At 33.8% G+C, this 14,380-nt stretch carries 9 protein-coding genes; all 9 read right to left on the reverse strand.

What is annotated here, in order from left to right:
• Positions 1-2: 2 nt before the first annotated feature.
• Complete coding sequence (locus tag ACYX4H_RS01130; RefSeq protein WP_476237382.1) at positions 3-1,130, reverse strand: hypothetical protein; 1,128 nt, start codon at positions 1,128-1,130, stop codon at positions 3-5.
• Positions 1,130-3,052 carry an FAD-dependent oxidoreductase gene (locus tag ACYX4H_RS01135; RefSeq protein WP_476237383.1) on the reverse strand — a complete coding sequence of 641 codons (1,923 nt, stop codon included), beginning with the start codon at positions 3,050-3,052 and terminating at the stop codon, positions 1,130-1,132. The genes ACYX4H_RS01130 and ACYX4H_RS01135 overlap by 1 nt, the downstream gene beginning before the upstream one ends.
• A 90-nt stretch (positions 3,053-3,142) precedes the next feature.
• Positions 3,143-4,777, reverse strand: coding sequence for a sulfatase (locus ACYX4H_RS01140; protein ID WP_476237384.1), 1,635 nt, complete (start codon positions 4,775-4,777; stop codon positions 3,143-3,145).
• An 8-nt stretch (positions 4,778-4,785) separates the two neighbouring features.
• Positions 4,786-5,724, reverse strand: coding sequence for a family 16 glycosylhydrolase (locus tag ACYX4H_RS01145; RefSeq protein ID WP_476237385.1), 939 nt, complete (start codon positions 5,722-5,724; stop codon positions 4,786-4,788).
• Positions 5,725-5,742: 18 nt separating this feature from the next.
• Entirely contained in the window at positions 5,743-8,124 is a 2,382-nt protein-coding gene (locus tag ACYX4H_RS01150; RefSeq protein ID WP_476237386.1) for a beta-galactosidase, read from the reverse strand.
• A gap of 48 nt (positions 8,125-8,172) precedes the next feature.
• Positions 8,173-9,198: an SMP-30/gluconolactonase/LRE family protein gene (locus tag ACYX4H_RS01155; RefSeq protein WP_476237387.1), complete on the reverse strand. Its 1,026-nt coding sequence runs from the start codon at positions 9,196-9,198 to the stop codon at positions 8,173-8,175.
• Between the two features lie 11 nt (positions 9,199-9,209).
• Positions 9,210-11,060 (reverse strand): CRTAC1 family protein, encoded by a 1,851-nt coding sequence (locus ACYX4H_RS01160; protein WP_476237388.1) that lies wholly within the window; start codon positions 11,058-11,060, stop codon positions 9,210-9,212.
• A 3-nt stretch (positions 11,061-11,063) separates the two neighbouring features.
• On the reverse strand, positions 11,064-12,701 hold the full coding sequence (locus tag ACYX4H_RS01165; protein WP_476237389.1) for a T9SS type A sorting domain-containing protein: 1,638 nt from the start codon (positions 12,699-12,701) through the stop codon (positions 11,064-11,066).
• 17 nt (positions 12,702-12,718) lie between these two features.
• Positions 12,719-14,368, reverse strand: a complete 1,650-nt coding sequence (locus ACYX4H_RS01170; protein ID WP_476237390.1) for a sulfatase — start codon at positions 14,366-14,368, stop codon at positions 12,719-12,721.
• Between the last annotated feature and the right edge of the window lie 12 nt (positions 14,369-14,380).

A 14,380-nucleotide genomic window follows, 5' to 3' on the forward strand; every position in this document is an offset into this window, starting at 1 on the left:
GGCTAAAGTCTGTTTCCGTATTTCTTTAGGAAATTTTTAAGCTTTTTTAAGGAATTATCATCAAGATTACTTTGCTCACTTAAATACCAATATACGCGTCTTGCTATAAGAAAATCTGCTTGTAAAAAAGGTAATAAAGCCTTATTAACAACTTCTGAATTCATGTTTTTCACTTCCATTAAACCAAGAAAAACAGAAAACTCTTGAAACGATTTTAAATGATGAATCTCTTCAACAAAACTATCTAAAAAATCTGCTGAAATAACGTTTTTATTATATTGAAGTGATCTTAATATGGCTATTCTTTGAAGTGCATCTGTGTTTTTAAATATTAACTTTAAAGATAACTCGTAAACACTTTGCGGCGCTTTTTCTAAATATTGAATTGAGGGTTTTATTAAATTCTCATTTTTAGAAGCTTTTTGGACTATTACATTAACAAATTCTGGCGTATAATTATTCCGTTTAGCTAATTCATTTAAAGCTACTTGATAATAAATTTTATTTTCACTTTTTATAAACTCTAATAACTGTTGGTTTGAAGCACTTGCTCCTGTTTTGTTTTTTATAATTTCAACAATACCTCCATTGGCCCAATGCCATAGCGTATAACACGTTAATGCAGCTCCAGGAACGGTATCTTTTTCATCTAACTGTAAAGCGGTAGCTCCAGAAACGGCATCAACATCACCATCTTCAACAACAGATAATACTTCTGTAATTAATACTTCTTTAAAAGGAGAATTTTTATTAGCCAAAACACTATGTAACTTCTTGTAATCTTCAGGTTCAAAAACATCGGCTTTGTATTTTTCTAAAGTTTCTCCCTCTTTTAAAGTGTATTTTTGATAAACACCAATATTATTCCAATGTAATTTTACAGGAATTACTTTGCATACCTTTTCTAAACAGATTACAGAAACCACATTCATAGTATAACCAATAGTTACACTATCTTTATTTTTAATTTCTATTAAAACCACTTCGGTAGGCACGTATTCTCCTGGGTGTTTTACAATAACTTTATGTTCTATTTCAATATTATTATTTGAAACAACGTTTGTGTTATTGAAAAAAAACATCCAAAAAGGAATTACAAGTAACGATATGATTTTTAATTTATGAATCATTATGCATAACATCTAACCTCAAAAAGTTTAACATTTTTTGCACCGTAAGTATCTTTTAGTTTTAATTTGACTGCTGTAACTTTAGATGGTTTAAACTTGAATTTTATAAGCCTTGTTTTATTATCATCAATAATTCCTAAATCCTGCCACTTACCATTAATTCGCCCCTGTAAACTAAGAGATTTTAGCATTTCAACAGGTACATGGTTTCCGTATAGTTCATCATTTTTACTATCCTTGCGCATCATGATGTTTCGTTTTACATTAGTATCACATTTAAGTTCTACTGCTGAAATTTCAACTGGGTTTTCCCATTCTAACTGAAGTTCTGCATTTAAACCATCAGATTGCCAATGATTAATTGCACCATCAATATCTCTTGAAACACCATTTAATAAGTTTTCAGCATTACCAGAAGATGTACTTGAAGCAAAAATTAAACTGGCTTTTTTTGCCCAATCATTTGCATCATTTGCAGGCCTATTAGGTATAAACGCATCATCTCTCATTAATTGCTCTTGCAGCTCATTAATATATTTTTTAGCAACGTCTCTTGGCAAAACACCTTTCTTGTTACATATAGTTGCAGCAGTACCAACAGCCTGCCCCATTAATGCACATGTTGCCATGATTCTTGAAGAAGATAATGCAATGTGTGTTTGACTCACATTTCTACCTGCAAACATTAAATTTGATATGTTTTTGGAATATAAACTTCTAAATGGAAATTCATATATTTTTTTAAAATGATAATGAAAGTAACTTGGCGGTTCTGAAATATTTTCAATACCTCCGGGGTTATGTTCATCTAAAGACCAACCGCCATAGGCAACGGCATCATTAAAATGTTTATGTTCTGTCATATCTTTTTCAGAAACAATATAATCTCCAATAAATCGGCGCGACTCCCTTCTAGAAGGTAAAGAACCTACCCAATCTAGAGCTAAATTTTCTGCTTCAGGAAAATTACCTGAGTTTTTTATATAATCCCAAACACCGTGTAAATAGCCCATTAATTTATGTCTATTAACCTCAGCGTCTGCAATAATATCACCTTTACTGCCAACTTCAATCCACCAAATACCATCTTTAAACCATTTAAAATGTCTACGCGGATGCGCACCTTCATGCGTATATTTTATAGCATATGAAGGCGGATTATACTTCATAGGTCTGCCCATATCTTTTGAAGACATTAAAAGCGTTGCTCCCATTTGCCATCCATCTGGTTCATCTGGCGCGTAGGTCTCGTTGAATTCTGCTTTTCCTTCTCTACCCGTTCTATATTCAGCTCCTGCCGAAGCTGCTAACAACCCATCACCAGAGCAATCAATAAAAATAGGTGCATTAATTGTAAACATAGTTTCGGTAGTTGCTTGCCAACATTTTGCTGATTTAATTTTATCACCATCCATTATTGCTTCTACAGCTTGTGTATTCATCATTAATGTTAAATTGGGTTCTCTAACCACAAAATCATACATTACATGATCAAAAACAGGATAGGATTCTTGTTCATTTTCAAACCTATTATGTAAAAGCAATTCTTCTATTATACCTGTTTCACGTTCAGCTTTTCCCTTAATGCTATTAACCCCATTAAGGTGTACGCGCATTTCACTTGAGGCATTTCCTCCTAACACTGGTCTATCTTGAATTAATACCGTTTTAGAACCATTTCTGGCCGAAGCTACTGCAGCACAAATACCTGCAGCGCCACCACCAATAACGGCAACCTCATATTTTTTAGTTTTTTTTCGTTCAGGAATGGCTTTTTTACCAGTTCCTAAATGATACCATTTATCTTTGTTTCTATCATCAATAATACCTTTTGATGTAGCGCAAGATGATGCAATAATTGGCACTACTCCCGCAGCTACAGCTGCTGTTGTTCCTTTTTTAAAAAAATCTCTTCGCTTCATATCTTTTACAATACGCTTATTTCAAAATAAGCTCAATTATATAATGTTTATGTGTTTATGCGTTCAATTAAAGTTGCTTAACGTCAATTTTTAGATGGGTCTATTTCCTTTCCAGCCTCTATCAAATTGTTGGACTAATTTTTCTACCAATTCTGGGTTTTCTTCTGCAATATTCTCTGTTTCATGAGGGTCTACCTTATGATCATATAATTCAACAAAAACAGGTTTTTTAGATTTGTTAGTTCTGTCCTTCCATAAAATCAATCTATATTGTTGCGTTCTCATGGCGTATCCCATTAAATGGTTTTCAAACAGATCTCTATTCCAAGTCGCTTTTTGCTGATTCTTAATTTTTTGCTCTACTTCAGTAAGAAGTGGCCCAAAATATGTTTCTCGCATTGCAGGACGAATAGGAAATGCTCCCCATTCTCTTAAGGCTGGAGATGGAAACTGACTAAACGCAGCACCTTTCCATGATATAGTAGGGTTTTTAATAAGTGGTTTAAAACTTGTTCCCTCAACATGCTTTGGTGTTTCTATTCCTGCTAAATCACAAAGTGTAGGGTACATATCTATTAATTCTACTAAAGCTTCTGTCTTTTTACCTTGTGCTTCTTTGAGCATATCGGGCGTCCATATTAACATAGGAACTCTTGTGGCAATTTCGTAGTTAGTTGCCTTTCCCCAAATACCCATATCTCCCAAATGCCAACCGTGGTCACTCCAAATAATAATAATTGTGTTATCTCTAACACCAGCGGCTTCTAAAGCGGCTATCATCTTTCCTATTTGTGCATCTACATAACTTACACAAGCTAGATATGCATGTTTAAGCGTTATAGCCAATTCATCTTCTATCTCTCCTATTTTCGGAATTCCACTTCTAACGCGTAATTCAAATGAGGGATGCAAACCAACCTGCGCACCATTTTCTGGAGCATGAGTTTGTGAAGTCAATTTTATATCATCACGATTATATAAATCCCAATACTTCTTGGGAGCAACCCAGTTTAAATGTGGCTTGTTAAACCCAAGCCCCAAAAAGAAAGGTTTATCGGGGTTTTTAGCGAGCATATCTTGTATTGTTGCAATAGCCATTTCGGTATTGTACCCATCTGAATATGTATTATCAGGAACATCTGCATTTTCATATGCTTTCCCCATAGCCAAACCATATCGGGCTACTTTTCCATATGTTTTAAACATGGCTTTACGAGTTGCACTACGCTCCTTTAAATTTTCTTCTAGAGCAAAACCAACAGGATCTTTTATACCCTTGGCTTTCATGCTGTCTACAGAAGGCAATCTGCTCCAAGATTTTTCATCATCTAAGTCGCCATGATGGAAAATTTTTCCGCAATAAACTGTTTCATAACCATTATTTTTAAAATGCTGAGGCAGTGTAATTACGTTAGGACTAGTGTCTCTAAATTTTATATAATTATGAAAAACACCATTAGTTTCCGGCCTTATACCCGTTAAAAGACTTGCTCTACTGGGGCCACAAATAGCTTGTTGACAATAGGCTTTATTAAATTGAAGCCCTTGGGTAGAAAATTTATCTAGGTTTGGACTTATTGCAATGTCTGAACCGTAACATCCTAATTCTGGTAGTAAATCATCAATACCAACAAAAAGAATGTTTGGCTGCTTTTTAACCTCACTCTTTCTTTCTTTACAGCTAAACATTATAGCCAAGGATAAGATTATGAACAGGTTTTTCATTTGTGTGCTTATTTCTTAGTCCAAACTCTAATATAATCTACATACATGGTAGTTGGCATTCCTTCTAATTGTTTTTTTGCCTCTTCGTCTTTTAGCGGATTTACAGCTCTATTTGCATTATTTGAAAACTTAACAAAAGGTCGTCTTAAACCTAAAGAGGCTGTAACATTCATTGGTCTGTACCAGTCTGTATTAGGCTTGCTTGCTATTTTAACACCATCTACGTACCAAATAATCTCTTTTTCATTTACTTCACAGCCATAAACATGATAATTTCTACTTGGGTCATCAGGTAAACGGTATTTATTTAATTGCGTTTCAGGGTATTTTTTGGGACGAAACCAAACACCTTTACCGTTAACTTTTTTTACTAAATGTAAATTATGGTCTGAATCTTTAATATCATCTTGGTGGCCATTGTGCCAATCGAATTGCTGTAATTCAACTACATCAATTTCGCAATAAATAGTTTTTCCCTCTTGAGCTTCTTTATCAAAATTACTATACAACCAAAAAGACGGACAAACACCATAGCCATTTTTTGGTCCAGGTACATTAATAACCGCTCCTTTAATTCTTGCTTCTACATAACCTGTTGTAAAGGTTTCTTTTGATTTTAAAATACCAGATTTAAAATAAGTTCCATTATCTGAAACATTATTTTCATTATGGCGCATGGTTAATTCTGCAACACCATTTTCAAGTGTCACATTTTGTGAGTTATTCCATTTCCAACCTGTAGTATTTGGTAAATTTGATGTTTTAAACCATTTGTTCCAGTTAACTTCAGCATCATTAAACTCATCAGACAAATTAGAAACCATTTGCCAATTATTTGAATTAGGCTCAGATAATGGCTTAAAACTATCATTTAAAACCACTTGTTTTGTTTTACAACTTGAAACAATTAAAAACAAAACCAATATGCTTACACATTGTTTTTTCAACAGATATTATTTTTAAAATTATTTTACTTCTAGTAACAATACTTCCTCTGATGCTAGGTTAAATGTAGCCTCAACAGTATTTCCTGTCATTAAATTTTTGATAGAACTTATGGTTCCTGATTTTAATGATAATGTGATTTTTGCTGTATTGTTACCCACGTTTAGTAAATTAACCAAATACGAGCCATCATTTTGTTTAACAACACGCGATACTGTTGTTTTAAATTCTTGTCCATTATCTGAAGTTACAACAACATCGGGCATAGCGTTAGCAACCTCAGCTAAAGCTTTTGATTTTATTTCTGAAATGCTGGCATTTTCTAAAACAATTAATTTACCATTACCAGCTTGTAATTTTTGGTTTCGTTTTTTACCATATTCATCCATTGAAAGGCTTTCTTCTGAATCTAAAATAACAGTACCACCATTACTTAAATACGTTTGTAAAGCAGCAAACTCATTATTAGTTACATACTTTGTATTGTAAACAACTACGGTGTTCCAGGTGTTATTATCTTGCTTTTCAATGATATTTTTAGTTACAAAACCAAGCGACAAGCCTTCAAAAAATAACGACTTATATAATTTTGTAGTTTCCGTCATGTATTTATTGGTGTTTATTGCTGATGTTTCAGAATAAAATAAACGTAATGGGCGTGGTTGCTTACGTAATTCAATAATTTCTTCAGAGAATGAATTTAAATCATACATAACCTGTGTAACCTCATTGGTAATGTGAGGTTGCATGTTATTTGAACCAGCATATGCGCCACCTAAACCAGGATCAAAAAAGTTTAATTCGCCTTCCAACCTATCTTCAGGAGAACCGTCTGGGTCACGCGCCCAAAACCAACCAGTGTTAGCATCCATACCCATTAAAGTTGCTAGCCAATAAACGTTGCGTACGTAACTAGTTCTTGAATCTAGATCTCTCCACATACCTGATGACAGGAAATGTGATTCTGAATTTACATTGATTTTGTTAGGAGCTACAGACTCTAAAAAATCGTGTAAAATGGCCATTCCGTCCCACTTGTAAGCATAATCTTTAGTCCAATCAGAATTTATATGAGGCCTAATACTTGCACTACCTAAAGCTTTAGCATCATGCCCTATCATGGTTGTTAATTCTGTAAGGGCTTCAAAATCCATTCCATGCGAACGAGAATCTTCATAAAACGTTCTTGGGAATAATTTTATATGTGTATCTGCCTCAGGATTTACGGTATGTAATTCATTTTGCATAAATGTAAACCAATCTGTGCTACGCTGCATGTTGTAACGGCACCAATCAAACCAAATTGGTTTTCCTCTTAAAGCTGTATCAATAGGAATTTCAATAGTAATAGCATCAAAACTTTTAAATTTAGATTCCCAATTTGTATTTAGTTTTGCTAAATTGTTGTTGTATTTATTTTTTAACCAAGTTCTAAAATTATTTAAGGTATATTTTGAAATACCATTCATTTCCTTGTATCTGTAAGTCCAATGGTCTTTTTCTGAAAACCAATGAGGCTCATTAGCAAACACATAACCTAACTCCGTTACTTTTTTTCCTTTGGTAAGCTCTCCTGTTTTTCTAATTATTTTACCCCATAAATCTCTTGCTACAGGGTTATCAATATCAAAGCCAGTGAATAACGAACGGCCTTTTCTAATTTCAGGTTCTTTCTTTTCTACCCATTCTGGAATTCCCATAGACCAGTAGTATAAAAAGCCAATATTGGTATCTGGAATGCCTGTTAGTTCTTTCATTAATTCTTCATTAAAAGTTCCATCTTCTTTTAATAAAAATGAATTTATAGCACGATCATGATCTACAGGATATAAATTTTCTCCACCATGATATAAAGCTCCCAAATGATCATTATAAATAGCTTCATTTGTTAAAGGCTGGCCAACTGTTTTAGAAAAATAATCATAAGGAAATGATGGTTTTCCGTTACTTACAAACATATTATCTGCAGCTTTTGCGTTTTGCCAATCTACTTTATTTACTGGGCGACGTTTGGTTTCTCCACTTAACTCTTTATTTAAATCTGCAATACTTTTATCTAAAATTTGAATAACTTTTTTACGCTCAAAATCTGGCAAAGCTTTAGCTAAAGAATCTTTTTTTGGAGCATAGTAACGCTCATAACCAAACAATTTAGCAACGGCTTCTTGGTTATTTTCATCCCAATTAGCAAACTTTAAAAATTCATTTGCAAACCATAGTGTAGTTTCCTCTCGGGTAACATCAATAGATTTACTTCTGGCTTTGTCCATAAGCCCTTCTAGGGTTTCAATTTTAGACATTGCATCTTGTTGTAGTGTTTTTTCAGACTCACAAGACAATATATTAGCCGCTATAAATAAGCCAATAATTAGGTTTAAGAAATTAGATTTTAAAACATCCATGATTAGTGATTTTATGTAGTATAAGTATTTTGAATTTATAATTAGTTTTTATTCATTTAAGTCTAAATATGAAATGGTGTATGGTTTATCATGTTTAGAATTTATCATGCCTTTAGCAACCATTAAATCGAAATTTGAAATAATGAGTTTACCATTAAAAACAATAACATCGGCTGGTTGATCTAATGCACCTTGGGCGCCATCATTATCTGGATATTGCGCTAATAATTGCACCTTTTTATTAGTATCAACTTTAAAAATTTGATTTTGTGCAAACCCAGCTACATAAAGGTTTCCTTTGCTGTCAATATTAATTCCATCGGGTGCTGAATTTACAGGAAGTTTTGCGTAAACCTCTTCATTTTCTACTTTTCCTTCAGCATTTAAAGTTAGTTTATAAATAGTAGCATCTCCTAGATTTCCAACAAATAATTCACCTTTTTCATTAAAAACCAACCCATCTAAACCTACTTGACGTTTTTTATTTTGTGTGGTTGAAGTGTATATTAAACTATCGTCAGAAGTATCGTTATTAACTTTAATATTTCTATCAGACGTTTTAAAACGATACACCCCACTAACTACTTTATCGGTTTTAAGCTTAGGCAAACTGGTTTGTGTAATGTAAACATATCCGTTATTGTACCTTATACCATTTATAGAATTGAAACCAAAAGCAACAACTTTAGCAGAAATCAACTTATTTTCAGCAAAGGTTATTCTTAAAATTCTTCCTTTATTGGTTTGATTATCGCATACATAAAGTGCTCCTTCATCATCATAAGCTATACCCATTGGATTAGAAATTCCAGAAGATTTCAATGCAGGTACATCTATTAATTTTGTTACAGTTCCATTTTTGGTAATGCGCATTAAAACACCTGGTTTAGATTGGTCTGCAAAATTAGGGCAAGATAGAGTTAAACTGCCATCAGGCGCCACATCAAAAGCATCTGGTGTTGGGCATATGTTTGGCAATTCGGCAAATAATTTTGCGGTGTTTAAGTGGTTATCTTGAGCTGTACACACTAAGGTGATACAACATAAAAAATATATGAAATGAATTTTTCTCATTTTAACAAAGCTTATTTTGTTTGGTATGTTTTATTAACGCTATTTATATTTAGTTTTAAAGTTTCGCCATTACTCCAAGTAACTATGGCTTCATCTATTGTTTTATAATCACCCAAACCAACATGTAAATAGGTATCTAAACCTTGAGAATATGATGATGATGTAGCCCCAACAAAACGTTTATAAATGTTACCATTTACCTTTAGCTGCAAAACGGCTCCAATTGCAGATGCTCTACCTGAAGGTGAATTACCTACATTAACCACTACATAATTGTTATTAGATTTTAAATTATTTGTAAACAAATGCCACTTACCACGTTCGTTGGCATAAATAATGTCTAAATCGCCATCTTTATCATAATCAAAAGCTTCGGCACCCATACCTGTGCTACCTCGCTCTTTTCTAATAATGCCATGATTTTTTGATAGTTGAAATGCTTTTCCTTGGTTATTTAAATACAAGAATTGCTCAATAACAGATGCTGATTTTTCATAGCGTACTATAAACATATCTGTCCACCCGTCATTATTAAAATCGGCCACTGCTGTACTTGTTGTTTGCTCATTAATATTAATGCCCAATTGTTTGGTAACATCAACAAATTTTCCGTTTCTATTTTCTAACAATTTAGCAGGAAGCTGCCTAAGTTTAATAGTTTTAGGAGATTCTATTACATTGTGAATAACCGCTGTTGTTGGTGCGTTTGTAAACCCACCAATACGCCAATAACCGTTACCTAAATAGCCTATGTATAATCCTTTTTTTGAAGTATCATCTGGCCAACCTTTAGCCTCTTGCTGGGTTAGTGTTAAGTCATGGTGCCCGTGTTTATCAGCATTACGCTTGTATAAAGTTTTATTTTTTCCAATAAACACATCAAAATGCGGATATGCCATTTGAAGGTTTTCAATTTTAAAATCACCTTTAACTTTTATACTATCATGCTGAAAGGGTTTGCGTCTGGCTAAAAAATAAAAGGTTTTATCTTCGGCATTATAATCAGCTTCAGAATCAAACGGATGTTTTGCTCTGGTGAGGAACAAATCAAAATCGCCATCATTATCAAAATCTATTTCAGAAATACTACTCACCAAGTTGGTGTTAGCTACATTTCCTAATACAGTATCAGTTACATCAGTAAAACCAAAATCTTTATTTCCTTGAACGGCTATTACTTTGCTTCCGCCATAAAACAGAAAATCTTTAATGTTATCATTATTAAAATCTGTTATGCTTGTTCTCATATTAAACCTATCAGCGTATGGTAATAATTTTTCAAAAGCAAAATATTTAGATTCGTCTTTTTTGTATAAAAAATGAGCTCTTTCGTATTTATTTTTAGCAGGAAATGCCGATAAAATTAAATCTAAATCGCTATTATTATTGGCATCAAAAAACTTTACAGCACGCCCACGGCTTGCTTCAAAATGCTTAAATTCAAATTCTTTTGAAATTGTTCTATCTGTATTTATGGTGTATGCTCTTAATTTTCTTGGATTTTTGCCATCACCACCACCTGGTTGCACAAGTACTTCAAGTAAACCATCATTGTTATAATCGCCAACCGTCATGCCGTGTGTATCACCAAAAATGAATGGTTCTCCTTGTTCAAAAGTGCCTTTGTTATTCCAGTACAATTCTACTCTACGAGAATGTTCTATTAACAACATATCTAACCAACCATCTTGATCTAAATCGGCTATAACAGCATTGTCAAACTTTCTTCGTGATCGATCTTCAAAAGATACAACTTTAGAATCTTCAGAAAATGATACATCTTGAATTTGTTGTGCTTTACAGGCAAAAAAAGACAGACCAGACAACAACAAACATAAGTTATATTTTATGTATTTATTCATATTTTAATTAATTACAACTTTTGATGTAGCAGATGTGTTACCCGATTGAATTTTAAACAAATACACCCCTGATGGTAAATTTAAACCATCTATTTTCTTTACTGTTTTTTCTTTTTGAAAACTTTTAAGCAAAACACCCGCCATATTAAACACGCTTACGGTACCGCTTAATGGTGAATTAATATGTAAACTATTTTGCGCAGGGTTTGGGTAAATTGAAAAGTTTTCAGTATTATTTTTTGCAGTACTTAACGTATTAGCAAACGTGATATCATCTACATAAAACAAGGCTTGAGCGCCCGATACATTTGCAGATTGTAACATAAACCTTATCCTATCACCGTTTGTTAAACTTTGATTTGAAGCGGCACTACGGCTAAATGTTTTTGAAACTTCTACCCATTGCCCTTTTTGAACTCCTGAAACATCAACATCAATTACCGTCCATGGGTTTTCTAAAATCATTCGTAATGAACTTATTGTAGTACTTGGATCTATCCAAACCTTAAAATTAACTTGGTTACTACCTGCAGGTAAATTTAATGAGCCGTAGGGTGTAAATGTTGTGTAATTGCCTGAAAATGTTCCTGAATGCTGAAAACGCAAACTAAAATCGCCACTGGCAGATTTTTCATTTTTTATGCGCCATTTTGCTGCTGGACCATTCCACCAATGTTGGCTTCTTCCTTGAAAATAAAAAGGACCTTCAAAACCTAAGGCATTAAAATTTGGTGGTGTTATGTTTTTTTGCCAAATTCTTACATAATCTATTTTAAACTCTGCTGGCGTAGCTAAGTCTGCCTGAGCAGGCAAACCGTACCAATAGAAAACCTCAGAATCTAACCAAAGTTCTTGAGGATAATCATGCCTCCACTGGTTATTAGCTTCTAAAGTTTGACGTGTTACTTCCCTTAATAAATTACCATCAACATAGGTTTTTATATAATCTTTATCCCATTCAAAACCGTAAATATGATAATCTTCGGCTAGTCTAACACCCATATCGTTTTCTACTTTCCAATTTTGATGATTTGAAGGAGCATCGGGGTCCCAATTAATCATATTGGTTCTTTGCTTTCTTTCAATAACCGCATTCGTGTTTTCTGGGTTTCCAATAGGCCTTTTACCATAATTTTCAACCATATCAATTTCAGAATGGTACCCTGTTGTCCAGAAAGCAGAAGTAACAGGTGCATTGGCTATTTTAGCTCGAATTTCCATATAGCCATACCTAAAAAAAGTTTCACTCATTACACAGGCCTGTGTAATTGGTTTACTATTATCTGCACTGGTTGCTGTACCTCCGTAATAAGTACCATCTTGTTTTTCATTGGCAAAGGTATACGTAGGCTCCCATTGACTGGTTAAAACCAATTCGCCACCTTCAACTTTAACATTATGTGGTGCAAACTGCCCTGGTGCTCTACCTTTCCATTTATTTCTATAGTCTCCATTTTCACCTAAAATCCACCATTTAGATGTGTCTAATTGTGGTGCATTAAATTCATCACTAATAGTTGTATTTAAAATCCAACCTTCATTATTGGAAGGATCGGAAAACGGATTTTGAGCAAATAATACATTCGTAAAGCATACTGCTAATGCAAAGTTTAAGTGGTGTTTTAGTTTGTTGGTTTTCATTTTTTCTTTTTCTTTTTTTACTTCGGAAGGTTGCCTTTCCAACCCTTATTAAATTGTACTAATAATTGTTTTACTAACTCTGGATTTTCTTGAGCTATGTTTTTAGTTTCACCAGGATCTGTTTGGTGGTCATACAACTCATAGAACAATGGTTCACTATCTTTATTTGTGTAATCTTTCCATACAATAAATCTGTAATTTTCTGTACGCATAGCATACCCCATTAAATTGTTTTCAAATAAATCTCTATCCCATTTATCACCCATTTGCGCTTTAATTTTAGCTTCAACATCTTCAATTAAAGGCCCAAAATAGGTTTCTCTCATACCTTGTGATAATGGGTTTGCAGCCCACTCACGTAATGCTGGTGTTGGGAACTGACTAAAGGCTGCTTGTTTCCATTCTTTATTGGGGTTTTCAATTAAAGGTGCAAAACTGAAACCTTCTAAATGCTCTGGTTTTTCTAAACCAGCTAACTCGCATAATGTTGGGTACATATCAACCAACTCTACCAAAGCATTAGATTTTACCCCTTGTGTTTCTTTTGGCATATTTGGGGTCCAAATCATTAATGGAACACGGGTAGCAACTTCATAATTGGTGGCTTTACACCAAATACCCATATCGCCTAAATGAAAACCATGATCACTCCAAATAATTATAACAGTATTGTCTCTAATACCAGCTTCATCAAGCGCATTAATCATTTTGCCAATTTGGGCATCTATATAACTTACACAGGCTAAATATGCATGTTTTAAAATTCTAGCTTGCTCATCCTTAATAGGTCCTTTTTTAGGGATACCGTATCTGGCGCGCAGCTCAAAAGACGGGTGTAAGCCCATAGTTGCACCGTTTTCTGGCGCTTCAGTTAATGTGGCTAATGCAATATCATCAGGGTTGTATAAATCCCAATATTTTTTTGGTGCTAACCAGTTTAAATGCGGTTTTTTCATACCCATGCCCAAAAAAAACGGTTTATCAGGATTTTTTTGAAGCATATCTTTCATAGTAGCTATAGCCAATTCAGCATTATATCCATCTTCATAAAAGGTATCTTCAACATCGGCCTTTTCATAAGCAGGTCCTTTACCTAAACCATTTCTTGGTGCATTTGGCCCATATTTAGCAATAACTTCGGCAGTAGCTTTTTTTGAGAATTCTTGATTTTCTGGCAACGCATAACCGCCTGGTGTATTGTTTGGTTTTATAGTCATTTTATCATAGGCTGGTTCTCTGCTCCATGATTTTTCTTTATCTGCCCATGCTTTTTTATGATATATTTTTCCCGTATGAACGGTTTCATAACCATTATTTTTGAAGTGTTGAGATAGGGTTACTATATCTGGATTGACTTCTCTAAAATAGGTGAAGTTTTCAATAACGTTGATGGTTTCAGGTCTTGCACCCGTCATTAAACTAGCGCGCGAAGGACTACAAATAGGCTCTTGGCAGTAGGCATTATTAAATAACAAACCTTGAGATGCAAATTTATCAAAATTTGGCGTTATTGCTATTTCTGAACCGTAGGCGCCAATTTCTGGCCTTAAATCATCAATAGCTAAAAAAAGAATATTTGGTTTTTTAGCAGGTGTTTCTTTAGACGCTTCTTTAGATTTACACCCTACTACAATAGCAAACAAAAGCACTATTTTAAGGAATTTCATAATTAAGGAAAT

The sequence above is a fragment of the Seonamhaeicola sp. ABD4_340 genome, from assembly GCF_056312135.1.

Coding starts and splice junctions, on each gene's coding strand:
- ACYX4H_RS01130 (WP_476237382.1), bottom strand. CDS start 1,130: ATGATTCATAAATTAAAAATCATATCGTTACTTGTAATTCCTTTTTGG.
- ACYX4H_RS01135 (WP_476237383.1), bottom strand. CDS start 3,052: ATGAAGCGAAGAGATTTTTTTAAAAAAGGAACAACAGCAGCTGTAGCT.
- ACYX4H_RS01140 (WP_476237384.1), bottom strand. CDS start 4,777: ATGAAAAACCTGTTCATAATCTTATCCTTGGCTATAATGTTTAGCTGT.
- ACYX4H_RS01150 (WP_476237386.1), bottom strand. CDS start 8,124: ATGGATGTTTTAAAATCTAATTTCTTAAACCTAATTATTGGCTTATTT.
- ACYX4H_RS01155 (WP_476237387.1), bottom strand. CDS start 9,198: ATGAGAAAAATTCATTTCATATATTTTTTATGTTGTATCACCTTAGTG.
- ACYX4H_RS01160 (WP_476237388.1), bottom strand. CDS start 11,060: ATGAATAAATACATAAAATATAACTTATGTTTGTTGTTGTCTGGTCTG.
- ACYX4H_RS01165 (WP_476237389.1), bottom strand. CDS start 12,701: ATGAAAACCAACAAACTAAAACACCACTTAAACTTTGCATTAGCAGTA.
- ACYX4H_RS01170 (WP_476237390.1), bottom strand. CDS start 14,368: ATGAAATTCCTTAAAATAGTGCTTTTGTTTGCTATTGTAGTAGGGTGT.